Origin of the sequence: Staphylococcus sp. GDB9P120P (genome assembly GCF_017893435.1) — a bacterium.
Taxonomy (GTDB): domain Bacteria; phylum Bacillota; class Bacilli; order Staphylococcales; family Staphylococcaceae; genus Staphylococcus; species Staphylococcus cohnii.
Window position 1 is genome coordinate 236,643 of the sequence record NZ_JAESNB010000008.1, and the last position, 26,345, is coordinate 262,987.

Sequence of the window (26,345 nt, forward strand, 5' to 3'; positions counted from 1 at the left end):
GAGCGTTTTATAATGACTGAACATAACCATGAATCTGAATTAGAAATTAACAACCAAGAGGAATTATTAACTTTATTTGATGAAGATGGAAACGAAGTACTTTATCGAAAAGTATTAGAATTTTTCCATCCTGAATTCAAAAAAGAATATGTGATTCTTGCTGAAGAAGGTGCAGAATCAGATGATGATGATTTAATCGAATTAGTACCAATGATTAATGAGCCTGATGTAGATGGCGAAGGCGGAAAATTTTTACCAGTTGAAACTGATGAAGAATGGGATATGATTGAAGAAGTCGTTAACACTGAAATGGACGACCATGATCATAACCATGAATAATATTTGGACAACACTAAAAATACGCATTGATATTTAAAGTGTGAATCTGAATTACAAATTGATTCAATATTGTTTACACTTTGTCTTAGGTGACAATGTGTTTTTACCACTAATTTTACAAAAGCTAATGTGTAAAAATTCTGGTCATTATGTATTAATATCACGTTATCAAGCTGAAATTTTTAAATTTCAGCTCATACTGTCGACAAAGTTTCTGACTTTGTTGGCAGTTTTTTGTATTCATTATGTCGGGTGCTAACTCTTTCTGAAATCTGAGACTAGTGTTTTTTTACTCCAAGAGACAACACAAATCACTACAATATTTTACGCAAAAATTGTAATATATAACCATTGCACAATTGTGGTGTTTATTCTGTTAGATAATTTAATCGATAAAAGAGATAAAAACATAATAATTTCGATTTTTGTATTAGTTTCTTATACGCATTTATTATGTGAAGTTGATGTAATATTCAATATAGCTATATAAACAAGTTGGTTATCACAATTTACACTTATAATATATATGCCTTTGTGGTAAAATATATAAAGTTAAAATTAAATTTATGAGATAATTTCAAAGAATTATATAAAAAGTAGTTCGTAATATAAGAACATATAGCCGTTGTTATTAATTGAAATACAATCAGTCACAATCATTGACTGATTTATTTTATTTGTCAAAAACACTTTGAAATATTTACATTGAAGGAAGTTTTGAAATGGATAATAATCAATCATATTTATTAGAATTGCACAAAGAGAATGATATTGCTATAGAACAACTTAGACCATATGCTGTGGAACATCATGTTCCAATCGTGGATAGGCTAACTTTAGATATGATTAAACAACTGATCAGAATACATAAACCCAAGCGTATTTTAGAAATAGGCACTGCAATTGGCTATAGTAGTATGCAATTTGCTTCTGTTTCTAAGGATATAAAAGTGGTTACCATTGAGCGTGATGTCGATATGCAATTAAAAGCCAAAGAAAATTTTGCAAAATTTGGATATCATACGCAAATAGAGTTAATTGAAAAAGATGCCTTAGAAGCTTTTGAAAACATCCAACATGAATCATTTGATATGATATTTATTGATGCTGCGAAAGCACAATCAAAAAAGTTTTTTACTTTGTATGAGCCTTTACTCAAAGAAGGTGGAATAATAGTTACAGATAACGTTTTGTATCATGGTTTTGTTTCAGATATTGCTGTAGTGAGAAGCAGAAATGTCAGACAAATGGTAAAAAAAGTACAAGAATATAATGAATGGCTGATGGTTCAACCTCGTTTCACAACTAATTTCTTAAATATAGATGATGGTCTAGCTATTTCGATTAAAGGAGAATCAAAATGACAGAATTATTAGTAACGCCAAAATCTGTTAAACATATTGAGGCATTAATTGAAAAAGGTGCAGATGCTTTTGTAATCGGTGAGCAAAAATTTGGTTTAAGATTAGCAGGAGAATTTAAAAAAGAAGCATTGGTGGAAGCAGTGACATTAATACATAATCATGGGAAAAAGGCCTATGTGGCAGTAAATGGTATATTTCACAATTATCATTTAAATGCGCTGAAAGCATATATTGACTTTTTACATGAGATAAAAGTTGACCGTATTATATTTGGTGATCCAGCGGTAGTTATGTATGTAAATGAACAAGAAAACCCAATTCCATTAAATTGGGATGCAGAAGCATTAGTCACAAATTATTTTCAATGCAACTATTGGGGAAAAAAGGGGGCGCAACGCGCGCAACTAGCTAGAGAATTAAGTTTAGATGAAATATTAAATATAAAACAACATGCAGATGTAGAGGTTGAAGTACAAGTACATGGTATGACTTGCATGTTCCAATCAAAACGCATGTTATTAGGCAACTATTTTACTTTCCAAGAAAGACAAATGAAAATTCATCGAAACAAAGTAGCTAATGAGTTGTTATTATATGATGAAGAACGAGATAACAAATATCCTGTTTTTGAGGATTACAATGGAACACATATTATGTCTCCCAATGATATATGTTTGATTGAAGAGTTAGATCAACTTTTAGCAGCCAATATTGATGCATTCAAGATTGACGGTGTATTACAAACTGAAGAATATATCAATGTTTGTACAGAACAATATAGAGAAGCTATTGATTTATTCAATGAAGATCCAGAGGCTTATGATGATGAAAAATTTATGCTCGTAGATCCTATCGAAGCTATTCAACCTGAGCATCGTCCGTTTGATGAAGGATTCTTGTATAAGCAAACAGTCTATTAAGGGAGGTTTAAATAATGAAATTATTAGAAAAAGTTGAAGGCAATACTAATAATAAGATAAAAAAACCTGAACTACTCGCTCCAGCAGGTAATTTAGAAAAACTCAAAATAGCAGTACATTATGGTGCAGATGCAGTATTTTTAGGTGGACAAGCGTATGGTTTAAGGTCCAATGCGGATAATTTTACGATGGAAGAAATCAAAGAAGGTGTGACATTCGCACAGCAATATGGGGCAAAAATTTACGTTACGACTAATATTATTGCACATGATGAAAATATTGCAGGTTTGGATGAATATTTAAAAAATTTAGAGTCAGCCGGTGCCACTGGTATTATTGTTGCGGATCCACTTATCATTGAAACATGTAAGCGCGTAGCACCGAACTTAGAAATTCATTTATCAACACAACAATCACTTTCAAATTATAAAGCTGTAGAATTTTGGAAAAATGAAGGTTTAGATCGTGTAGTATTAGCACGTGAAACAGGTGCTATGGAAATGAAGGAAATGAAAGACAAAGTAGATATTGAAATTGAATCATTTATTCATGGCGCAATGTGTATTGCGTATTCTGGTAGATGTACATTAAGTAATCACATGACAGCTCGAGATTCTAATAGAGGTGGTTGTTGTCAAAGCTGTAGGTGGGATTATGACCTATTGGAAATTGATAAAGATGGTGATTTAGATTTATATTATGATGAAAATGCAGTGACACCTTTCGCAATGAGTCCAAAAGATTTGAAACTTATTGAGTCAATCCCTAAAATGATGGATATTGGTGTGGATTCACTTAAAGTTGAAGGACGCATGAAATCAATACACTACATTGCAACTGTTGTATCTGTATATCGCAAAGTCATCGATGCTTATGCAGAAGATCCTGATAATTTTAAAATTAAGCCAGAATGGTTAGCTGAGCTGGAAAAATGCGCTAACAGAGACACTGCTTCTGCATTTATTGAAGGCACACCTGGTTACGAAGAGCAAATGTTTGGGCAACAAAATAAAAAGAACTCAGCTTATGATTTTTGTGGATTAGTCCTTGGTTATGATGAAAAAACCAAACTCGCTACGATTCAACAGCGTAATAAATTTGAGCCTGGAGAAGAAATAGAGTTTTTTGGTCCTGAAATTGATACATTTAGACAAGTTGTTGAAACTATTTATGATGAAGAAGGTAACAAACTTGATGCTGCACGACACCCATTGCAAATTGTGCAAATTGAAGTTGATCATCCAATTTATATCAACAACATGATGAGAAAGGAAATTGGATAATGAAACGTACGACTATTATTGGAATCGCTGGTGGTTCTGGTTCAGGTAAAACATCAGTCACAAACGAAATTATGAAAAATTTAGAAGGCCATAGTGTTGCATTATTAGCACAAGACTATTATTATAAGGACCAATCGCATTTAAGTTTCGAAGAACGTTTAGAGACCAATTATGATCATCCTTTTGCTTTTGATAATGACTTATTAATAGAAAATTTAAACGATTTGAGAAATGGTAAACAGATTGAAGTACCAACATATGATTATACAAATCATACTAGAAGCGATGAAACGATTGCATTTAAACCAAAAGATGTTATTATCGTAGAAGGCATATTTGCGCTTGAAAATAAAACGTTAAGAGATTTAATGGATGTCAAAATTTATGTTGATACTGATGCAGATTTACGAATCTTACGTCGCTTACTTCGCGATACAGAAGAAAGAGGTCGTACAATGGATTCTGTTATAAATCAATATCTAAATGTAGTTCGACCAATGCATAATCAATTTATAGAACCTACAAAAAGATATGCAGATATTATCATTCCCGAAGGTGGAAGTAATAAAGTTGCGATCGATATAATGACGACAAAAATTCAGACTTTAGTAAGTAAACAATAGTATTTTAGTAAAGGAAGATGACAATATGGAAAACCAAAAACAATACCCTATGACGCAAGAAGGTTTCGAAAAGCTAGAAAATGAACTTGAAGAGTTAAAGACAGTTAAGAGACCAGAAGTCGTTGAAAAAATAAAAGTAGCTCGTTCATTCGGAGATTTATCTGAGAACTCTGAGTATGATGCTGCTAAAGATGAACAGGGATTCATCGAACAAGACATACAAAGAATTGAGCATATGCTACGTAATGCACTTATAATTGAGGATACAGGTGACAACAATCAAGTACAAATTGGTAAAACTGTAACTTTTGTAGAATTACCAGGTGAAGATGAAGAAGAATACCAAATTGTTGGATCTGCAGAATCTGATGCATTTAATGGTAAAATCTCAAATGAATCACCAATGGCTAAAAGTTTAATAGGTAAAAAATTAAACGAAGAGGTTCGTGTTCCACTACCAAATGGTGCAGAAATCAATGTAAAAATTGTGAATATCAAGTAATATTAAAATCCCCTTAACAACTAATGTTAGGGGGATTTTACACTTTATAAATAAAAATATATACTTATCTTCAACTATTTGATAAATTTATATCATTGATACAATTATTGAAATATTAAGATAATTTAGGGTTAATTTGTATTTAACAATAGTAGTTTATTATCACCAATTATAACTATTTCTAATTAAACATAGTGCGTTAGTTAATGATACAATTATAATGTTGTACACATATTAATGTTTAATAAATAGTTTAATGTATATAATACAAAGGGGGAAAAGTGTTGAAATATAAATTAATCAATGAAGAGACAATTATGATTTACTTTGAACAACAAATTGATCCTTCGACATTTAAGGAAGTACAAAAAGTTGAAAAGTACATTAAAGATCAGCAACATGAAGCTATTATTGAAGTGATACCTTCTTATCGCGCAATTATGCTACATATAGATATTACTAAACAAAGTTTAGCGAAAGTTGTTAATGAACTGAAACTAGAACAATTAAACAAACTGGATTTTGATGAAAATTTAAATAAAGTAAAAACCATTAGTTTACCAGTACTTTATGGTGGTAATTATGGCCCAGATATTCAAGAAGTAGCTACACATAATCAATTATCAATAGAAGAAGTAATTAAGTTACATACAGAGAATACATATTTAATTTATATGCTTGGATTTATGCCAGGTTTTCCATTTTTAGGAGGATTAAATTCAAAGTTAGCTACTCCTAGAAGAGAAGAACCAAGAACAAGTATTCCTGCAGGTTCAGTTGGTATTGCGAATAATCAAACAGGATTATATCCAAAACAATCTCCAGGAGGTTGGCAAATCATCGGTCGTACACCAATTACGGTATTTGATATTTTAAGAACGCCTATGTGTTTATATGAATCCGGAGACTATATAAAATTCTATTCTATAGATGAATCTACGTTCGAACAGATTGTTGAAGCACAACAAGGTGAATTTGATATTGAGAAATGGGTGAAAATTCAATATGAGTATTAAAATTATTAATCCAGGTTTATTTAGTACGATCCAAGATTTAGGAAGAATCGGCTATCAAGACCAAGGATTTTCTACTGCAGGTGTTTTGGATCAATATGCTTATAGAACTGGGCTAGCGCTAATTGGTAATGAAGGGCCAGCGATTGAATGTACAATTATTGGCCCAACGATTGAATTTTTAGAAGATAATACGTTTGTATTAATAGGTGCTGAGTTTAACGCAACCGTTAACGATGCAACTATTGATGAATCTACTGTAATAGCAGTAAAAAAAGGCGACGTTTTGAAAGTTGGACAAGTCACTAATGGGGCAAGAGGATACTTATTATTTGGTAAACCTTTGAAAATTCAAAAAGTTGCAAATAGCTATGCTACTCATACACGAAGCCAAATTGGTGGTTTTAAAGGGCGTTCATTAAAATCTGGTGATGTAATAGAGTGTAAAAAAAATCATTCGTATACACGTAACCTTGGTTTGAGTTTACTTACTGATGTCGCAGAGGTTAAAGAAAACACTATTCAAATCATTGAGGGTCCTCAAATTGAAAGCTTTAGTCAAGAAGCGCAAGAAAAGCTAGTAGCCAATGAATTTAAAATATCAGAAAAATCAGACCGCATGGGTTATCGATTACAAGGTGAAACGATTTCACCAAACACATCGGCAGATATAATATCAGAACCTGTTGCCTTAGGCAGTATACAAGTTCCAAATGATGGTAATCCTATTATTTTATTAAATGATAAACAAACAGTAGGTGGCTATACAAAAATAGCAACCGTTTGTGCATCTGATTTACATAAATTAGCTCAAATGCAACCCAATGATACGATTCTTTTTGAATGGACCACAATCGATGAAGCAGTTAAAAAATTAGAACAACAAGAAGAAGCATTTAAAAATACAATCAAAAATATTTATGAGCAACCTATTTTTGATGTTACGCAATTGAGAGATACATCTATACGCATTAATCATTTATTGAAAGGGGAATTATAATGAATTTTGAAAAAGTAGAACAATTAATTAAAATTGTAAAAGATAACGGGGTTAAAAAATTTAATTATAAAGATTATGAAAATGAAATAACTATTGATTTTACAGATAATACATCTGCATCACCTGCGCAACAACAATTAGCTTCAAATAATGAATCAACTTTAAATGAGCAAGGTATATCAAATGAAGAACAATCAAATCAGGCTGTCAAATCACCTATGGTCGGTACGTTTTATTTACAAGATGAAAAAGAATTAACAAATCCACTCATTCGTGAAGGTGATGAAATTAAAAAAGGAGATACCATTGGTTACATAGAAGCGATGAAAGTAATGAATGAAGTAAAAAGTGATGTGGATGGTGTTGTAGACACAATACATGTCAATCACGGTTCAAATGTTGAATATGATCAAACGATTATAACTGTGAAATACGTTTAAAGGGGGTATTTGAATTGTATCGTTGTTTAATTGCAAATAGAGGAGAAATTGCTGTAAGAATTATTCGCGCATGTAGAGAAATGGATATTGAAACTGTGGCTATCTATGCTTTAGGGGATGAGTCAAGTCTACATGTAAGTTTAGCTGATCAAGCGATATGTATTGGAGAAGCCAATGCTTTGGATAGCTATTTAAACCAAGACAGAATTATTAGTGCTGCAAAAATAAGTGGTGCAAATGCAATACATCCAGGGTATGGTTTTTTATCAGAAAGCACTTCATTTGCTAAAAATGTTGAAGAAAATGGTATTTATTTTATAGGGCCAACTGATCAAACCATGGAAATGATGGGTGATAAAATAACAGCACGACAAACAGTTGATCAAGCGAATGTACCAATCATACCTGGTTCTACTTCTGCAGTAGAGACAATCGAAGAAGTTAAAGAAATAGCGCATGACATTGGTTATCCACTTGTATTAAAAGCTGCCAGTGGTGGTGGCGGTAAAGGTATAAGAATTGTCAAAGCTGAAGAAGCTTTGGAAAAGTCGTTTAAGGAAGCAAAAAGTGAAGGACAAAAATATTTTAATGATAATCGCGTATATGTGGAAGCATTTATACCTGTAGCTAAGCACGTGGAAGTACAGGTGCTAGGAGACGGTAAAGATAATTACATACACTTAGGTGAGCGTGATTGCTCAGTTCAGAGAAAAAATCAAAAATTAATTGAAGAATCACCTTGTGCTGCATTATCCGATAATATGAGAGCATCTATGTGTAATGATGCTGTAAAAGTGGCTAGAGCATCTAATTATAGAAGTGCAGGTACTATCGAATACTTAGTGACAGAAGATGCTTATTACTTTATTGAAATGAATGCGCGAATTCAAGTTGAACATACAGTAACTGAAATGAGAGCGAATCGTGATTTACTACACGCTCAGCTTTATTTAATGAAGCATGGTTCATTACCATTCAACCAAGACGAGGTACTATTTGATGGACATGTCATTGAAGCGAGAATCAACGCAGAAAATCCTCAGAAAGGATTTCAACCTTCTCCAGGCAAAGTAAAAGCATTACATTTGCCACAAGGATTTAACGTACGTATCGATAGTTTGCTTTATCCTGGTTATACGGTATCACCAAATTATGATTCGCTAGTAGCGAAAGTTATCGTAAAAGCACCTAATAGAGCTTCAGCAATAAACAAATTAAAAGTAACATTGGATGAAATGGTAATTGATGGTTTTACTACAACAGCTGATTTCTTATATGCAGTTTTATCATATCCACAATATGCCAATGGTGATGCAAAAGATGTAGATATTAAATTCTTAGATAGACATCAAATAATTAAGGAGGAAGCATAATGAAAGTTGATTTGAACTGTGATTTAGGTGAAGCTTTTGGAAATTATTCATTCGGTGGAGAGGATCAAATTATTCCGTTAATTACGTCAGCAAACATTGCATGTGGTTTTCATGCTGGTGACCAACATGTCATGAATCAAACGGTAGAATTAGCTAAAGCAAATGGTGTTGGTATAGGTGCACATCCTGGTCTTCCAGATTTACAAGGATTTGGCCGTAGAAATATGGACTTGTCACCGAAAGAAATTTATGATATCGTCATTTACCAGCTCGGTGCATTAAGTGGATTCTGTAATGTTCACCAAGTTAAAATAAACCACGTAAAACCACATGGTGCACTGTATCAAATGGGTGCACGTGATAAAGCAATCGCACATGCGATTGCTCAAGCTGTATATGATTTTGATGAATCATTAATTTATGTTGGATTATCAAATACACTACTTGTTACAGAAGCGCAAGCTGTTGGTTTAACTACTGCTTCAGAAGTGTTTGCAGATAGACGTTATGAAGATGATGGTCAATTAGTGAGTAGAAAAGAAAGTGATGCTTTAATAACTGACACAGAAGAAGCTATTGAACAAGTTGTCAAAATGGTTAAATCACAAAAAGTAATTACGAAAAATAACAAGGAAATTGATATTCAAGCAGATACAATTTGTGTTCATGGAGATGGTGAACATGCACTAGAATTTGTTACAAAAATAAGAGAAAGATTATCGAAAGAAGGCGTTTCTATATCTAAGCTGGGAGGCTAACACATGGGAGAAAAATTAAAAACAGAATCGAAGGATTTTGAATTTACAAAAAATCATAAAAGGTTATTATTAGGTTCTGTATTCTTAATGGCTACATCTGCAATTGGACCTGCATTTTTAACTCAGACAGCAGTATTTACTGCGCAGTTCACTTCAAGTTTTGCTTTTGCAATTTTATTATCAATATTGATTGATATAGGAGCGCAAATTAATATTTGGAGAGTGTTGGTCGTCACAGGTAAACGTGGTCAAGAAGTAGCTAATGAAATATTTAAAGGATTGGGTACTTTTATATCGATATTAATTGCAATAGGTGGACTCGCATTTAATATTGGTAATATTGCAGGTGCTGGATTAGGATTAAATGCAATTTTTGGCTTAGATGTAAAGATTGGTGCAGCTATTACAGCAGTATTAGCAATACTTATTTTTGTAAGTAAAAGTGGTCAAAAAATTATGGATGTTGTCACGATGTTTTTAGGTGTTTTAATGATTGTGGTTGTTGCATTTTTAATGTTTAAAGCTAACCCGCCTTATGCTGACGCAGCTAAACATCTTGTGATGCCGGAACAACCTTTAGCACTTGTTTTACCTATTATCACATTAGTGGGTGGAACAGTTGGCGGTTATATTACATTTGCTGGTGCACATAGAATATTAGATTCTGGCATCCGTGGTAAGCATTATTTGCCATTTGTAAACAAAGCGGCTATTTCAGGAATATTAACAACAGGTGTGCTTAGAGCATTATTATTCTTAGCGGTACTTGGTGTAGTCGTTACGGGCGTAACTTTAAATGATACAAATCCACCAGCTTCAGTATTTGAGCATGTATTAGGACCAATTGGTCGAAATATATTTGGTGTTGTATTATTTGCTGCAGCAATGTCTTCAGTTATTGGATCAGCATATACAAGTGCGACTTTCTTAAAAACATTGCATAAATCGATCTATAATAAAACAAATATTATTGTAATTTCATTTATAGTCATTTCAACTTTTGTTTTTCTATTTTTAGGAAAACCAGTAACATTATTAATCGTTGCAGGTGCTTTAAATGGACTTATCTTACCTATTATATTAACGACAATACTTATTGCTAGTAAACGAAAATCAATCGTAGGGGATTATCATCATCCAACATGGATGCTTTGGTTTGGTATTTTAGCTGTTTTAGTCACAGTTGTTACAGGTATATATTCACTGCAAGGATTGACACAATTAATAGGTAGTTAACAATATCATTATAGTTACAAAGTAACCATTCTCTAGTTCTTATGCTTATAATAAGGACTTAGAGAATGGTTTGTTTTATAGTTATACTTACATTAAATAAACATTGTCATTTCCTATTAAAATAAGAACAATGTATTTACATGTTAAATCAAATTGATAATGCGAAAATTTACATAAATTTCTTACGATAAATAATGAAATATAAATTTGATATAAATATGATTCAATCGTCGAGCTATCAGTTTAAATGTGGTAGAATAACTAAGGTTAGGATTTTAAATTGAGGTGAATAACAATGATCGGTATTATTGGAGCTATGGATGAAGAAGTAGCAATCTTAAAAAATAAACTTGTGAATTTAGAAGAGATTAATATTGCACATGTATATTTTTACAAAGGTTATATAAATGATAAAGCAGTCGTATTAACTCAAAGTGGCATTGGTAAAGTAAATGTAGCCATTTCAACAACATTATTAATTGAAAAGTTCAAACCTGATTTAATTATTAATACAGGTTCTGCAGGTGCATTGGATAAATCATTAAATGTTGGTGATATCGTAGTAAGCGATATGGTTGCTTATCATGATGCTGATGCTAGAGCATTTGGTTATCAGTTAGGACAAATCCCACAAATGCCTGAACAATTCGTAGCAGATAAATCATTGATTGACAAAGCGACACAAGTAATTACAAATCAACAACTAATTGCTAAGGTAGGCTTGATTGTAAGTGGTGACAGTTTTATTGGTACAAAAGACCAACGAATGAAAATTAAAACAAATTTCCCTCAAGCGATGGCTGCAGAAATGGAAGCAACTGCAATTGCACAGACTTGCTATCAATTTAATTTACCATTTATTATCACACGTGCAATATCAGATTTAGCAGATGGAGACGCTGGTATCACATTTGATGAATTTTTAACAAAAGCAGCAAAATCTTCTAGTACAATGGTAGAAAATTTAATTAAAAAAATATAAAAAAGGTGAATTGAAATAATGGGTATAATAAAGAAATACTTTATGCCAAATGAATATGTGCAATCTATTTTTCAAATTGATATAGATAAGCTTGCAGAATCTGGCGTAAAAGGTATCATTACTGATTTAGATAATACACTAGTGGGATGGGATGTTGCTGATCCTACAGAAGCAGTTAAAACTTGGTTTGAAGAGGCAAAACAAAAAGGCATTACGATTACAATTGTTTCTAATAATAATGAAAAAAGAGTTGGTAGCTTTTCTAAATCATTAAAAGTAGATTATATTTTTAAAGCAAGAAAACCAAGAGGGCGTGCATTTGATCGTGCAATGCATTCTATGAGTTTAGATCCATCAGAGATAGTGGTAATAGGTGATCAAATGTTAACGGATGTATTTGGTGGTAACAGACGTGGCTTATTTACTATTATGGTAGTACCTGTCAAACAGACAGATGGCTTGATTACTAAATTTAATCGTCTTATTGAACGCAGATTATTACAACATTTTAGAAAAAAAGGATATATAAAATGGGAGGAAAATTGATTGAGTGAAGTGGATGTATTGAAATGTATAGGTTGTGGTGCACCTTTACAGTCTGAAGATTCTGATGCACCGGGTTATGTTCCAGAACATAACTTATTTCGTGAAGATGTTGTGTGTAAAAGATGTTTTAGACTAAAAAATTATAACGAAGTTCAAGATGTAGGTTTAGATAGCGATGACTTTTTAAATTTACTTAATGGCTTAGCAGATAAAAAAGGAATAATAGTAAATGTTGTGGATGTATTTGATTTTGAGGGTTCATTTATCAATGCAATTAAACGTATCGTCGGCAACAAAAAAATTATTCTTGTAGCGAATAAAATAGATCTTTTGCCAAAACAAATAAATAAACGTCGTGTAAAAGAATGGTTGAAGAAAACAGCTAAAAAATATGGACTTGATGCTGAAGATGTCGTGCTTATTTCAGCAGACAAAAATGAAGGTATTGAAAATCTATTAACTTCTATTAACAGTATCAGAAACGATGAAGACGTATATATTGTAGGAACTACAAATGTAGGTAAATCAACTTTAATTAATAAATTAATAGAACGTAGTGTAGGAGAAAAAGATGTTGTTACAACTTCAAGATTTCCTGGTACAACCTTGGACATGATTGATATTCCACTTGATGAAACGACGTTTATGTATGATACACCAGGAATTATTCAAGCGCATCAAATGACACATTTAGTATCTGAACATGAACTTAAAACAATTATGCCTAGAAAAGAAATTAAACAACGTGTTTATCAGCTTAACGAAGGACAAACATTATTTTTCGGTGGACTTGCACGTATAGACTATATTAGTGGCGGAAAAAGACCGTTAGTCTGTTACTTTTCTAATGATTTAAATATTCATAGAACAAAAACAGAAAATGCTAATGAATTATGGCGAAATCAATTAGGATCTGTATTAGCACCACCTCATAATCCTGAAAATTTTGATTTGAGAAATGTTAAAGCCGTAAGGTTAGAAACTGGTAAAGAAAAACGTGATGTAATGATTTCTGGATTAGGCTTTATCACGATAGACGCAGGTGCAAAAGTCATTGTACGCGTGCCAAAAAATGTTGATGTTATTTTAAGAAATTCAATTATGTAAGGTGTGTAAAATATGAAATATGCAGTAATAGGCCACCCAATTGATCATTCTTTATCTCCAGTGATGCATAATGCTAATTTTGAATCTTTAAATTACAATGCAGCATTTGAAGCGATTAATATTCCTGAAGATAAATTCCATCTAATAAGAGAAATTATTTCAGATAAAGCACTTTCTGGTTTTAATGTAACAATTCCGCATAAGGAACGTATTATACCTTTTTTAGATGAAATTGATGAACAATCAGAAACTGTAGGTGCCGTGAATACGGTTAAGATAGAAGATGGTAAATGGATTGGTTATAATACAGATGGTATCGGTTATGTTAAAGGCTTGCAACGCGTGTATCCAGATTTAAAACATGCCTATATCTTAATTTTAGGTGCAGGCGGTGCTAGTAAAGGCATTGCGAATGAATTAACTAAGTATGTACAACCCAAACTTACTATTGCAAACAGATCTTTGGACAGATTTGAACAATGGAATTTGAATGTAAACAAAATTCGATTATCTGATGCTGAATTAGCATTATCCGAATTCGATATTATCATCAATACGACACCAGCAGGAATGAACACAAATCAAGAAATACCAATTAGTTTGAAGCATCTAGAGTCTGATACGTTAGTGAGTGACATTGTGTATGTACCCTTTAAAACACCAATCTTAGAACAAGCTGAAGTCCAAGGTAACCCAATCTATAATGGCTTGGATATGTTTGTTTATCAAGGTGCAGAAAGTTTTAAAATATGGACAGATACAGAACCGGACGTGCAAGTTATGAAACGCACAGTTTTAAATTATTTATAAAAGGAGCATTTTATGTTAACAGGTAAACAAAAGAGATTTTTGAGAAGTAAAGCACATAATGTTGACCCAACTTTCCAAATCGGAAAAGCTGGTGTTGGTGAAAATATGATAGAACAATTAAATGATATTTTAGAAAATAGAGAATTAATAAAAATACATGTATTACAAAATAACTTTGAAGACAAAAATGATTTAGCGCAAACTTTAAGCGATGCAACTCATAGTGAAATTGTTCAAGTAATCGGGTCTATGATTGTCTTGTATAAAGAATCACAAGATAATAAACAAATTCAATTGCCATAATGTCTAAAACGATAGTCTTATATGGTGGGCAGTTTAACCCGATTCATACAGCTCACATGGTTGTTGCTAGCGAAGTGAATCATGTTATTAAACCAGATTTGTTTTACTTTATTCCAAGTTATATGTCACCGCTCAAAGCGCATGATGATTACTTAGATGCGAAATATAGAATTGATATGATCCATTGTGCAATTAATGAACTTGGGTTTGGATCTGTTTATTTAGACGAAGTCGAACGCAAGGGACAAAGTTACACGTATTTTACAATTAAACATATTTTAGAAAAACATCCCAATGCTAAACTATATTTTGTTATAGGTACTGACCAGTATATTCAGTTAGAAAAGTGGTATGAGATTGAAAATTTGAAATCAATGGTAACCTTTGTAATTGTGAATCGTGGTAAAGCAAAGCAAGAAGTTTCAAATAATATGATAGCAATTAATATTCCACGCATAGATATAAGTTCAACACTCATCAGGGAAAGAGTAAAACAACATAGTAATATTCAAACGCTGGTGCCTCAAAGTGTAGAGAAATATATCAGAGAGGAAGGATTATATGAAATTTGATGAAGCTGTCTCCCTAGTTAAAGACAAATTACCTGAGAAAAGATATAATCATTCACTAAGAGTAGCAGAAACTGCTGTTAAATTAGCTGAACAGTATGATGGGGATAAAGATAAGGCAGAACTCGCAGGTATATTACATGATTATAGCAAGTACGATGATTTGGGATCTATGTATCAGATTGTTAGACAAAATGATTTGGATAGCAACTTGTTGAGTTACGGATCAGAAATCTTACACGGTCCAGTTTGTGCAGTTATAATGGAGCAACAATTTGGTGTAAACGATGAAGAAGTATTACTTGCCATTAAAAATCATACAACTGGTCGTGCGCAAATGACCAAAACGGAAAAATTAGTTTTTATCGCAGATTATATTGAACCTGGTCGTCAAACCCCAGGCGTTGAAGAAATTAGAGATTTAGCATACAATCAAGGTAGCTTAGATAAAACCATTTATGAAATATCTAAGCGAACTGTCTTATATTTAATCACGAAAGATATTACCGTTTATGATGCCACGATTGCTTGCTTGAATTATTACAATTATAGTGACGAAAGAGTAAAGGATGATTAAATGAAATCAGATCAATTATTAAAGTTAGCTGTCAATGCAACTGAGAATAAAAAAGCAGAAGATATTATTTCTTTAAATATGCAAGGTATTAGCGATATGACTGACTATTTTATCGTATGCCACGGCAATAATGAAAGACAAGTTCAATCCATCGCACGTGCAGTTAAAGATGCTGCAAATGAAGCGGAAATCGAAGTAAAACGAATGGAAGGCTTTAATGAAGCAAGATGGATTTTAATTGACTTGGCCAACGTAGTAGTACACGTATTCCATAAAGATGAACGTGATTATTACAACTTGGAGAAATTATATCGTGATGCACCATTAGAATCTTATGGACAGGCAGTTTATTAATAATGGCTCAATATGAAGAAATGAGCTATTACTATGATCAATTAACTTTAGATCAGCCATACGAATCATGGCTTGATATTGTAAATTATTATGCTAAAAACAAATCAACTATCTTAGATATTGGTTGTGGTACAGGCAGTTTCACTTCAAAATTAAACGACTTTGATAATATAACGGGTATGGATTTAAGTGTTGATATGCTTTCGATAGCAATGCAAAAATCCAGTGAAGTGAATTGGATAGAAGGTGATATGACTGAATTCGACCTTAACCAACAATATGATGCAATAACCATTTTTTGTGATTCTTTAAATTATTTAACAGAATATGGAGATGTGTTATCCACTTTTCAGCAAGTATATCATCATCTAGAGCCGAATGAGGGTGTATTTATGTTTGATGTCCATACTGAACACAAGATGAATACATTATTCAATAATCAAAGTTATATTGATGAAACAGAAAATGTATTTTTAGCTTGGGAAGCGATTCGTGGCGAAGAACCTTTAAGCGTATGGCATGATATGACATTTTTTATAAAACAAGATGATAACTTATATAAAAGATTTGATGAGTCACATTACCAAAAGACTTATTCAAAAGATGTTTACACTAAAATGTTAGAATCATGTGGTTTTAAACATATAACGACATTTGTTGATTTTGAATTTGAAAACCAGAATGATAATCAAGAAGGAGAGCGCTTGTTCTTCATTGTTAAAAAATAAAAAAGTAAAATCACTCCTTTATGCGTGTAAACTATAAAGGAGTAATTTTTTGTTACCATTATGGGAATTGTTTAAAGAAAGATTTAGTCAATTTAATTCTACAATAAAGGTTTGTGTTATGCTATTTATAATAGTGACTGTAGCCATAACTTTATCATTTTTGATGAACCGTGATAACGAACAAATGAAAAAAAATAATGATATGGCACCAATAGAATTGCCCGAGCATAACCAACCCATACCAAATGATAAAAATGAACATTCATCGAATAAAACTGAAACACAAAGCAATGACCATACCAAAGATTCATTTGTTTATGTTGATATCAAAGGTGCGGTAAAATATCCAAATGTTTATAAAATGAGAAATAATGATCGAGTTAAACAGTTGTTGGATAAAGCAATCGTTTCAGAACATGCTGATTTAACGAACATTAATTTATCAGAACGATTAATAGATCAGAAAATGATATATATTCCTGAAAAGGGGGAACACACTCATTTACAAGCTCAGAATCAATTGAATAAAAGTGAAACCGCCACAAATTTTTCAGAAAAAAAGGATGCTGATGGTGCAACAGTAAATTTAAATACTGCATCAGAAAGCAAGCTTACCAGTATACCTGGAATAGGAAAGGTCAAAGCTAAAGCAATCATTGAATATCGTGAACAAAATGGTAATTTTAAATCTATTGATCAGTTGAAAGAAATTAATGGATTCGGTACTAAAACAATAGAAAAATTAAGTTCATATTTAACAATCTGAAATTTTGTTGTAATTTTTCGAAAATCGATTTAATCTATAAATATCACATTAAAAATTTACATAAATTGGAGGTTTAGTATCATGGATCGTATTAAATGGGAAGAATACTTTATGGCGCAAAGTCATTTATTAGCGCTGCGTTCTACATGTCAAAGATTGTCTGTAGGAGCAACGATTGTAAAAGATAATAGAATTATAGCCGGAGGGTATAATGGTTCTGTGTCTGGAGAAGTACATTGTATTGATGAAGATTGCCTGCTGGAAGATGGTCATTGCATTCGCACGATACACGCAGAAATGAACGCATTGCTACAGTGCGCAAAACAAGGGGTGTCAACAGAAGGGGCAACGATTTATGTTACACACTTTCCATGTTTGAATTGCACAAAGTCAATTATTCAAGCTGGTATTAAAACGATTTATTATGCTGAAGACTATCATAATCATCATTATGCTTTAGATTTGTTAAAACAATCAGGTATTGTGTATAAAAAAATTCCATTTAATCAAGAACACGTAGCACAATATTTAATCAATAAATAAAATTGATTTATTATGCTTTAGCTTATTTGTCTGGTAACTTGCTACTATTTAATAAATTTTTATCTTTTATTTTAATACTTGGGCTAGTCATAACAATGAAGAGAAAAAGCTTTAGTTTAATTCATTTTATCATGATAGTTATCATATCTTTAAGTAGTTTTATGATGTTTCAAAATGACTTGAGATCAGAAAAAGAATACCATTCTTCAATGATAAATAAAGTATTTCAAGGAAAAGCGAAGTTTATCACAAAACCCAATTTGGAGCATCGTATACTTAAAGGTAAAATTAAAATAGGTAAAAAGCTTTATACTTACATTTATAATATACATGCATCAAAAAATATAGAAATAAAAAATGTTTCTGAATTTTTGTTCCAAAAAACTTGTAAGGTACACGGACAGTTTAGAACATTAAAAAACGATACAAGACCTAATCTTATTTTTATTATTCAAAATATTCATCTTTCAAGTTGTTATGAAGACACAAGCACTTTTTCTGATACTTTAAATAAACATAAAGCGTTTATTTATGAAAAAATGAAACAATGGAAAATAGCTTTTACCGAAAAAACAATTGCATTAATTACAGGCGATACATCGCTTATGAAAAAAGATGAATTAGATACAATTAAAAAGATTGGCATTGCGCATCTACTTGCTATTAGTGGAACACATATAGCTATAATTATTGCAATCATATGTTATATCCTTAATAGGATAAAATGTCCATTGTTTTTAACCAAACTAATATTAATCATATTATTACTATTTATTGCATGTATACAAGTATGTCTCCAAGTGCTGTTAGAGCAATATTTATGAGTTTGTTAATATTCATATTTCCAAAATACATTATAAAGAATTCAATGAACATTTTAGGATTTTTATTCATATTTTTAACATTTTTAAATCCCTCGTTAATTTATCATGTCGGATTTCAACTTTCCTTTTTAATCACTTTTTCAATCCTTTTTGCTAGTCCATTACTAAAGAATTTAGGTATTCTTCAATCTTTGTGTTATATCACGTGGATTGCACAATTAAGCTCATTTATCTTAAGTTGTATCCATTTTCATCAAATTCAATGGATTGGTCTAATATCAAACATCTTTTTTGTTCCATTCTATTCTTTCATATTATTTCCCTTCGTTATTTTTCTTACTTTTATCATACATTTGCCAATCAAACCATTATTTATAATCAACTTATATAATCAATTAATTGTTTTGCATGATAAAGTGGTCGGATTTTTTGATAAACTCAACCTTTACCAATGGTACATTCCCAACTTAAATAATCTCCAAATAACTATAATATGTCTCATTTCGTTTCTATGTTTAGTTTTATTCGTTCATAAATGCTATAAATTTATGATAATTAGTTTAATTGCCTTATATATTGTCTCTACAATTCTACCTCAAGTACGCGACTACCAACTTACAATGTTGGATGTAGGACAAGGTGACGCCCTGTTATTTGAAACTAAATTACACGAATCATTATTAATCGATACGGGCGGTAATTTTAATTCGACACAGAACTTTGCGAATCACAGTATTTCAAAATATCATATCTTACCAACATTAAAACGACATAATATAAAAAAGATAGATTACGTTGTGGTTACACATCCACATCTTGATCATATCGGTGAACTAGACTATTTAACAAAAAGTTTAAAAATTAAAAATATCATTATCAATGCAAATAGTTTTAAAATTAAAGAACTAAATCATTTAAAAAATACTTGTTTAAAAAAGGATATCAAGTTAATAGATTTCAAAAATAAACTACAATTTTTTATGAATAAAGCGAAAGTTAATCTGTTAGATGCTACAATTTCCAATTCTGATAATTTAAATGAACAATCAATCATTATATTAATACAGTACAAAAGTTATAAAATTTTATTAATGGGAGATGCAACAAATAATAATGAAGAGAATTTAATACATAAATATCATTTATACAATGTTGATATTTTAAAAGTTGGACATCATGGTAGTCGTACGAGTACAAGTAATAATTTATTGAAAGCAATTAGGCCTAAAATAGCTCTCATTTCAGTAGGCGAAAAAAATAAATATAGACTTCCCAATCCACAAATTATCAATAGATTAAAATCTTTTGACATTAAAATATTTCAAACAAATATCAACGGAGAAGTGAACATTTTATTTAAAAACCAAATAGAAATTCACTCACAATTCAATTAAAATTTTTAATTAGTGAGAAGCTATGACGCGTGTTATAATTATAAAACGTGTAATAGAAATGAAAGGGTGCTAAGAATGAGCAGCAATATAATAACGATATATGGTGAAGTACCTGAACTAATTGAAAAAAAAGCTTCTGAAGTCATTGAACAATATTTAGATGCACCAAAAGATGAATTCAATTTCGTTAAATATAACTTATATGAAAATGATTTAGCTCCAATTATTGAAGAAACGCTGACAATGCCTTTTTTCTCTAATAAAAAGGCTGTTCTAGTACAAAATGCATATGTATTTACTGGTGAGAAGCCACCTAAAGAGTTAAATCATAATATTGATCAACTGATAGAATTTATAGAAAAATACGATGGTGACACTTTAATATTATTTGAAGTAAATCATTCTAAACTAGACGAAAGAAAAAAAGTTGTTAAATCTTTGAAAAAACATGCACAAATTAAAAAAATAGAACAAATGTCAGAAGAAGAAATAAAGCATTGGATAAAAAGTCAACTGCATGAAAATTATAAAGATATTAAACAAGATGCACTAGATTTAGTTATTGAATTAACTGGAGTTAATTTTAATATTGTTAAGCAAGAAATAGAAAAACTTATTTTGTTTTTAGGTGATAGAACAACAATTAACAAAAATGATGTTCATCAAATTGTTAATAGAAGTTTGGAGCAAAATGTTTTTTTGCTCACTGAATATATCCAAAAAAATAAGAAAACAAAAGCTATTCAATTGGTTAAAGACTTAATAGCGATGAAAGAGGAACCTATAAAATTATTAGCTCTAATTACGAGTAATTATCGACTTTTCTATCAAAGTAAAATATTAGGACAAAAGGGTTATAGTGGTCAACAAATTGCTAAAACAATCAATGTTCATCCTTATAGAGTAAAGTTGGCTTTAAATCAAGCAAGACACTACGAATTAGAAAGTTTATTAAATATCATTGATAATTGCGCAGAAACAGATTATAAATTAAAATCATCTTATATGAATAAACACCTTATACTTGAACTGTTTATTTTATCCTTATAAATTAGGCGTTTTTAGTTTTAACTAACCGTCATACTGCATATAATGTTGTCGATGAATTATAACGTAAGTATCTATAATGTTTAATCTTATAAAACCATATATATATATAGAAAAAAGCCCAGAAGAGATTTCACTTATTGCAAATCATTTCTGGGCTAAATTTATGAAGGATGGGGTTCGATATATTTAAAAAATAAAAAAGTTCAAGCGTAGGCTTGAACTTTAAATTATTTAGCAGCTGTCATTAAAGATGATTTAATTCTAGCAGCTTTGTTAGAATGTATTAAGTTGCGTTGAGCAGCTTTATCTACTTTTTTCAATGCAAAGCTTACTAATTCAGCTTTATCGTCAGCATTAGTGTCGATTGCTGTATGAGCTCTTTTCACAGCTGTACGCATTGCATTTTTTTGTGAAATATTACGTTCTTCAGTTACATGAGTAGTATTAACACGTTTAATTGCAGATTTAATGTTTGGCATGTCTGTCACCTCCTAAAAGTGTGATCTTCGCTATCAAAAATTAATTTGATTACAACAAGAAATATTTTATCAAAACAACCAGGTTTCTGCAATCATTTATTTATATTAAGACGCGTAAAGTCGCGATAAATGGTACAATAATAATTATAATGACAAAAGATATACACAAAAATAGTTACATAGACGATAAAATATACACATAACTTTAAAATTTACTATTAATTTTATCAAGTTTGCAATTAGTAAATAAAAACGTTATTATATCAAAGAATGTCATACATATTTACGGGCTAGAATTATGAAAGTGAGACTGATAATACATGGATAAAGAAAATCGTTTAAGCAAGCGTGAAAATATAAGAAACTTTTCTATTATTGCACATATTGACCATGGGAAATCTACATTAGCAGATAGAATTTTGGAAAATACTAAATCTGTTGAATCACGTGAGATGCAATCACAGTTATTGGATTCTATGGATTTAGAGAGAGAACGCGGTATAACAATAAAATTAAATGCTGTGCGTTTAAAATATGATGCAAAAGATGGTGAGACTTATACGTTTCACTTGATCGATACACCTGGACACGTAGATTTTACATATGAAGTTTCTAGATCATTAGCTGCCTGTGAGGGGGCTATATTAGTTGTAGATGCTGCTCAGGGCATAGAGGCTCAAACATTAGCCAATGTTTATTTGGCACTAGATAACGATTTAGAGTTATTACCAGTTGTAAATAAAATTGATTTACCAGCAGCAGAACCTGAACGTGTAAAGCAAGAAGTAGAAGATGTAATAGGGCTAGATAAAGATGATGTCGTATTAGCCAGTGCAAAATCAAATATTGGCATTGAAGATATATTAGAAAAAATTGTAGAAGTAGTACCACCACCTCAAGGAGATCCAGAAGCGCCGTTAAAAGCATTGATTTTTGATTCAGAATATGATCCGTATAGAGGCGTTATTTCTTCAATTCGAATAGTTGAAGGAACTTTGAAAACGGGTGATGAAATTAAAATGATGGCTACAGGAAAATCTTTTGAAGTTACCGAAGTAGGTATCAATACACCTAAACAATTACCAGTTAGTGAGCTGACAGTAGGGGATGTAGGTTATGTCATTGCCAGTATTAAAAATGTAGATGATTCACGTGTCGGAGATACGATTACACATCTAGATCGTCCAGCAGCAGAGCCGTTAAAAGGTTATAAAAAAATGAATCCGATGGTTTTCTGTGGTTTATTCCCTATAGATAATAAAGATTACAATGATTTACGAGAGGCATTAGAAAAGTTGCAATTAAATGATGCTTCATTAGAATTTGAACCTGAGTCATCTCAAGCATTAGGTTTTGGATATAGAACAGGTTTCTTAGGTATGTTGCATATGGAAATTATTCAAGAACGTATTGAACGTGAGTTTGGAATAGAACTAATTGCTACAGCACCATCTGTGATTTATGAATGTATTCTTAAAAATGGTGATGAAATCTCTGTTGATAATCCAGCATATATGCCTGAAAGAGATCAAATTGATACGGTATATGAACCTTTTGTAAGAGCGACAATGATGGTACCAAATGATTATGTCGGTGCAGTTATGGAATTATGTCAACGTAAACGTGGACAATTTATTAATATGGAATATTTAGATGATATTCGTGTCAATATTATTTATGAATTGCCACTATCTGAAGTTGTATTTGATTTCTTTGATCAGCTTAAATCAAATACAAAAGGCTATGCTTCTTTTGATTATGAATTCATTGATAATAAAGAAAGTGACCTAGTCAAAATGGATATATTACTAAATGGAGAGAAAGTAGATGCACTTAGTTTTATAGTTCATAAAGATTTCGCATATGAAAGAGGAAAAGCGTTAGTTGAAAAGCTAAAAACGCTTATACCTAGACAACAATTCGAAGTACCTGTACAAGCAGCAGTTGGACAAAAAATAGTCGCCCGTACAAATATAAAATCAATGGGTAAAAATGTCTTATCTAAGTGTTATGGTGGAGATATTAGCCGTAAGAGAAAACTATTAGAAAAACAAAAAGCTGGTAAGGCAAAAATGAAATCAGTTGGTAATGTTGAAATACCACAGGATGCTTTCCTTGCAGTGCTTAAGATGGACGAAGATTAATATTATTACTTATTAAATATTGGGGCCTTAAATCCATTCGATTTATGCCCCGGTTTTTTTGTTATGTTAATCTATTTTATTTAACGAAAGAAGGTCATCTCAAAATGGAAGTGAAAAGTGCTTATATCCATATTCCTTTCTGTGTCAAAATTTGTACTTATTGTGATTTCAATAAATATTTTATACAAAATCAACCAGTGGATCAGTATTTAGATTGCTTAATAAATGAAATGAAACAAAGTGAAGTTAGATCTTTAGAAACAGTTTTTGTCGGTGGTGGCACACCTACTGCTTTGTCGTATGAGCAACTTGAGAAATTATTGACTGCAATTACAGAAATCTTTGAAATTAAAGGAGAATTTAGTTTTGAAGCGAATCCAGATGAATTAACTTTAGAAAAAGTACAATTGTTAAGGGATTATGGTGTGAATAGATTGTCGATGGGCGTTCAAACATTCAAACCTGAATTGTTAGAGATATTAGGACGTTCTCATAAGACTGAGGATATATACAGAGCCGTATCGAATGCAAGACAAGTTGGGATACCTTCTATAAGTTTAGATTTAATGTACCATTTACCACAACAAAGCTTAGAAGATTTCAAAGATAGTTTAGAAAAAGCGTTATCGATGGATATTGATCATATTTCAAGTTACGGCTTGATTTTAGAGCCTAAAACTCAGTTCTATAATATGTACCGTAAAGGGCAGTTAAAAATCCCGAACGAAGATGTCGGAGAAGAAATGTACGAATATTTATTAAAGAGGATGCATGAGACTGAGTTACATCAATATGAAATTTCAAACTTTGGTAAAAAAGGACATGAATCAGAACACAATAAAGTTTACTGGAAAAACGAAGGCTATTATGGATTTGGAGCCGGGGCAAGTGGTTACGTAAATGGCGAACGTTATAATAATGTAAATCCCGTGAATCATTATATAAAAAAGATACAAAATAACGAAAGACCTATTCTTGACGCAGTATATCCAACAGAAAGTGAACAAATGGAAGAAGAGATGTTTCTAGGTTTAAGAATGAACCAAGGTGTAAGTAGAAAACGGTTTAATCAAAAGTTTAATAAAACGATTGATGACGTTTATGACGAAGCGATTAAAGATTTAAAACAGAGAGAATTAATTTATGATACAGGTGACTATATTTCTTTAACAGAGAGAGGTAAAGTAATTGGAAACCTAGTATTTGAAGCGTTTTTACTGAATGTTTAATTTTTTAAAAAAACTGAGGCTTTAACATTGACTTACTTTGACCAATTTGATAAATTATAATTAGCACTTGAAACAAAAGAGTGCTAATGAGGTGAAAACATGATTAGTGATAGACAATTGAGCATTTTAAATGCAATTGTTGAAGATTATGTTGATTTAGGTCAACCAATTGGTTCCAAAACACTGATTGAAAGACATAATTTAAATGTTAGTCCTGCCACTATCAGAAACGAAATGAAACAACTAGAGGAACTTCATTTAATAGAAAAAACACATACTTCATCAGGACGTTCTCCATCAGAGTCAGGCATCAGATATTATGTGAATCAATTATTGCAACAAACATCTCATCAACAACACAAAAAAATACAACGTTTAGGAGATTTACTGGTTGAAAATCATTATGATATTTCCTCAGCCTTGAGTGAATTCGCGAATGAACTTTCAATCGCTTCTCAGTATACAACGTTGGTAATGCGTCCAAATCACAAAAAAGATATTATTAATAACATTCACTTGATTCGAGCAAATGCATATTTAGTAATCATGGTCGTTGTTTTTACATCTGGCCATGTTGAACACTTACATTTAGTATCCAAGGCACGTTTATCGAGTGATGAATTGACAAATATAGCTAATTTTGTGACTGCAAAATATAATGCGTTAAATCAACAACGCTTGGAAAATGAACTAAATGCCTTTGCAAAGTCAGATTTTGAAAAAGACTTTATAAAGGATATGTTAGATACAATAGATGTTCATTTTGATAATCAAAGTAATGGCATTTACATGGGTGGAAAGGTTAAACTAATTGATGCACTAAACGAATCAAATGTTTCTTCTATTCAACCTATATTGCAGTATATTGAATCAAACAAAATTACTCAGCTACTTGATGAAATGTCAAATTCATCAATTAATGTTAAGATTGGACAGGAAATCGAATCAAGCTTGAGCGATATTTCTATTGTCACTACGGAGTATCACATTGACGATAGACTTAAAGGTCAAATTGCGGTTATCGGACCAACGGCAATGAATTATCAGAATGTAATACAATTACTAAATACGATTTGGTAATTAAGAATT

At 31.4% G+C, this 26,345-nt stretch carries 28 protein-coding genes and 1 pseudogene; 28 read left to right on the forward strand and 1 reads right to left on the reverse strand.

All coding sequences use genetic code 11. From position 1 onward, the window contains the following. The first annotated feature begins 12 nt into the window (after positions 1–12). The 25 genes and pseudogenes from KA856_RS06335 (at position 13) to holA (ending at position 21,404) form a co-directional block, all read left to right on the forward strand. Positions 13–339: a DUF1292 domain-containing protein gene (locus KA856_RS06335; protein ID WP_107384957.1), complete on the forward strand. Its 327-nt coding sequence runs from the start codon at positions 13–15 to the stop codon at positions 337–339. Positions 340–1,061: 722 nt separating this feature from the next. Further along, on the forward strand, positions 1,062–1,703 hold the full coding sequence (locus KA856_RS06340) for an O-methyltransferase (RefSeq protein ID WP_107504807.1): 642 nt from the start codon (positions 1,062–1,064) through the stop codon (positions 1,701–1,703). Then, positions 1,700–2,623, forward strand: coding sequence for a peptidase U32 family protein (locus tag KA856_RS06345; protein ID WP_107384657.1), 924 nt, complete (start codon positions 1,700–1,702; stop codon positions 2,621–2,623). The genes KA856_RS06340 and KA856_RS06345 overlap by 4 nt, the downstream gene beginning before the upstream one ends. A gap of 14 nt (positions 2,624–2,637) precedes the next feature. Beyond that, on the forward strand, positions 2,638–3,906 hold the full coding sequence (locus KA856_RS06350) for a peptidase U32 family protein (RefSeq protein ID WP_210138569.1): 1,269 nt from the start codon (positions 2,638–2,640) through the stop codon (positions 3,904–3,906). Continuing rightward, positions 3,906–4,529: a uridine kinase gene (gene udk / locus KA856_RS06355; RefSeq protein ID WP_019469407.1), complete on the forward strand. Its 624-nt coding sequence runs from the start codon at positions 3,906–3,908 to the stop codon at positions 4,527–4,529. Before KA856_RS06350 ends, udk begins: the two co-directional genes overlap by 1 nt. 25 nt (positions 4,530–4,554) lie before the next feature. Beyond that, positions 4,555–5,031: a transcription elongation factor GreA gene (greA, locus tag KA856_RS06360; protein ID WP_019469406.1), complete on the forward strand. Its 477-nt coding sequence runs from the start codon at positions 4,555–4,557 to the stop codon at positions 5,029–5,031. A 284-nt stretch (positions 5,032–5,315) separates the two neighbouring features. Further along, positions 5,316–6,047: a 5-oxoprolinase subunit PxpB gene (gene pxpB / locus KA856_RS06365; RefSeq protein WP_119535689.1), complete on the forward strand. Its 732-nt coding sequence runs from the start codon at positions 5,316–5,318 to the stop codon at positions 6,045–6,047. After that, positions 6,037–7,044 carry a 5-oxoprolinase subunit C family protein gene (locus KA856_RS06370; RefSeq protein WP_119535688.1) on the forward strand — a complete coding sequence of 336 codons (1,008 nt, stop codon included), beginning with the start codon at positions 6,037–6,039 and terminating at the stop codon, positions 7,042–7,044. Before pxpB ends, KA856_RS06370 begins: the two co-directional genes overlap by 11 nt. After that, positions 7,044–7,484 (forward strand): acetyl-CoA carboxylase biotin carboxyl carrier protein, encoded by a 441-nt coding sequence (locus KA856_RS06375; protein ID WP_119535687.1) that lies wholly within the window; start codon positions 7,044–7,046, stop codon positions 7,482–7,484. The genes KA856_RS06370 and KA856_RS06375 overlap by 1 nt, the downstream gene beginning before the upstream one ends. A 14-nt stretch (positions 7,485–7,498) precedes the next feature. Next, the gene (locus KA856_RS06380; protein WP_210138570.1) at positions 7,499–8,857 is read left to right on the forward strand and encodes an acetyl-CoA carboxylase biotin carboxylase subunit; all 1,359 of its coding nucleotides are present in this window, start codon (positions 7,499–7,501) and stop codon (positions 8,855–8,857) included. Next, positions 8,857–9,615, forward strand: a complete 759-nt coding sequence (gene pxpA, locus KA856_RS06385) for a 5-oxoprolinase subunit PxpA (RefSeq protein WP_119535685.1) — start codon at positions 8,857–8,859, stop codon at positions 9,613–9,615. Before KA856_RS06380 ends, pxpA begins: the two co-directional genes overlap by 1 nt. Positions 9,616–9,618: 3 nt before the next feature. Next, complete coding sequence (locus tag KA856_RS06390) at positions 9,619–10,851, forward strand: NRAMP family divalent metal transporter (protein ID WP_210138571.1); 1,233 nt, start codon at positions 9,619–9,621, stop codon at positions 10,849–10,851. Between the two features lie 295 nt (positions 10,852–11,146). Then, positions 11,147–11,833: a 5'-methylthioadenosine/S-adenosylhomocysteine nucleosidase gene (gene mtnN, locus KA856_RS06395; RefSeq protein WP_107384649.1), complete on the forward strand. Its 687-nt coding sequence runs from the start codon at positions 11,147–11,149 to the stop codon at positions 11,831–11,833. 18 nt (positions 11,834–11,851) lie between these two features. Further along, positions 11,852–12,379 carry a YqeG family HAD IIIA-type phosphatase gene (locus KA856_RS06400; RefSeq protein WP_107384648.1) on the forward strand — a complete coding sequence of 176 codons (528 nt, stop codon included), beginning with the start codon at positions 11,852–11,854 and terminating at the stop codon, positions 12,377–12,379. A gap of 9 nt (positions 12,380–12,388) precedes the next feature. Continuing rightward, positions 12,389–13,486 (forward strand): ribosome biogenesis GTPase YqeH, encoded by a 1,098-nt coding sequence (gene yqeH, locus KA856_RS06405; protein ID WP_432590868.1) that lies wholly within the window; start codon positions 12,389–12,391, stop codon positions 13,484–13,486. Positions 13,487–13,498: 12 nt separating this feature from the next. Further along, complete coding sequence (aroE, locus tag KA856_RS06410; RefSeq protein WP_210138572.1) at positions 13,499–14,296, forward strand: shikimate dehydrogenase; 798 nt, start codon at positions 13,499–13,501, stop codon at positions 14,294–14,296. A 12-nt stretch (positions 14,297–14,308) separates the two neighbouring features. Beyond that, positions 14,309–14,599: a ribosome assembly RNA-binding protein YhbY gene (gene yhbY / locus KA856_RS06415; RefSeq protein WP_019469395.1), complete on the forward strand. Its 291-nt coding sequence runs from the start codon at positions 14,309–14,311 to the stop codon at positions 14,597–14,599. After that, positions 14,599–15,171, forward strand: a complete 573-nt coding sequence (gene nadD / locus KA856_RS06420; RefSeq protein ID WP_107384645.1) for a nicotinate (nicotinamide) nucleotide adenylyltransferase — start codon at positions 14,599–14,601, stop codon at positions 15,169–15,171. Before yhbY ends, nadD begins: the two co-directional genes overlap by 1 nt. Then, entirely contained in the window at positions 15,161–15,745 is a 585-nt protein-coding gene (gene yqeK, locus KA856_RS06425; protein WP_107384644.1) for a bis(5'-nucleosyl)-tetraphosphatase (symmetrical) YqeK, read from the forward strand. Before nadD ends, yqeK begins: the two co-directional genes overlap by 11 nt. After that, positions 15,746–16,099 (forward strand): ribosome silencing factor, encoded by a 354-nt coding sequence (rsfS, locus tag KA856_RS06430; protein WP_073341865.1) that lies wholly within the window; start codon positions 15,746–15,748, stop codon positions 16,097–16,099. Positions 16,100–16,101: 2 nt separating this feature from the next. Further along, on the forward strand, positions 16,102–16,827 hold the full coding sequence (locus KA856_RS06435) for a class I SAM-dependent DNA methyltransferase (RefSeq protein WP_107504805.1): 726 nt from the start codon (positions 16,102–16,104) through the stop codon (positions 16,825–16,827). Between the two features lie 49 nt (positions 16,828–16,876). Beyond that, positions 16,877–17,593 (forward strand): helix-hairpin-helix domain-containing protein, encoded by a 717-nt coding sequence (locus tag KA856_RS06440; protein WP_245336598.1) that lies wholly within the window; start codon positions 16,877–16,879, stop codon positions 17,591–17,593. A gap of 81 nt (positions 17,594–17,674) precedes the next feature. Further along, positions 17,675–18,136: a ComE operon protein 2 gene (locus KA856_RS06445; protein WP_019469390.1), complete on the forward strand. Its 462-nt coding sequence runs from the start codon at positions 17,675–17,677 to the stop codon at positions 18,134–18,136. A gap of 605 nt (positions 18,137–18,741) precedes the next feature. Continuing rightward, positions 18,742–20,354: pseudogene (locus KA856_RS06450) on the forward strand (DNA internalization-related competence protein ComEC/Rec2). A 75-nt stretch (positions 20,355–20,429) separates the two neighbouring features. Continuing rightward, entirely contained in the window at positions 20,430–21,404 is a 975-nt protein-coding gene (gene holA, locus KA856_RS06455) for a DNA polymerase III subunit delta (RefSeq protein WP_107521393.1), read from the forward strand. Positions 21,405–21,631: 227 nt separating this feature from the next. On the opposite strand, the gene rpsT is transcribed toward holA, so the two are convergent. Then, positions 21,632–21,883, reverse strand: a complete 252-nt coding sequence (gene rpsT, locus KA856_RS06460) for a 30S ribosomal protein S20 (protein ID WP_019469386.1) — start codon at positions 21,881–21,883, stop codon at positions 21,632–21,634. A 320-nt stretch (positions 21,884–22,203) separates the two neighbouring features. On the opposite strand from rpsT, the gene lepA reads away from it, so the two are divergent. From lepA to hrcA, 3 genes are all read left to right on the forward strand, one after another. Next, positions 22,204–24,027 (forward strand): translation elongation factor 4, encoded by a 1,824-nt coding sequence (gene lepA / locus KA856_RS06465; RefSeq protein WP_107384904.1) that lies wholly within the window; start codon positions 22,204–22,206, stop codon positions 24,025–24,027. Positions 24,028–24,131: 104 nt separating this feature from the next. Then, positions 24,132–25,256, forward strand: coding sequence for a radical SAM family heme chaperone HemW (hemW, locus tag KA856_RS06470; RefSeq protein WP_107505109.1), 1,125 nt, complete (start codon positions 24,132–24,134; stop codon positions 25,254–25,256). Between the two features lie 99 nt (positions 25,257–25,355). After that, positions 25,356–26,336, forward strand: coding sequence for a heat-inducible transcriptional repressor HrcA (gene hrcA, locus KA856_RS06475; RefSeq protein WP_107384906.1), 981 nt, complete (start codon positions 25,356–25,358; stop codon positions 26,334–26,336). Positions 26,337–26,345 lie beyond the last annotated feature (9 nt).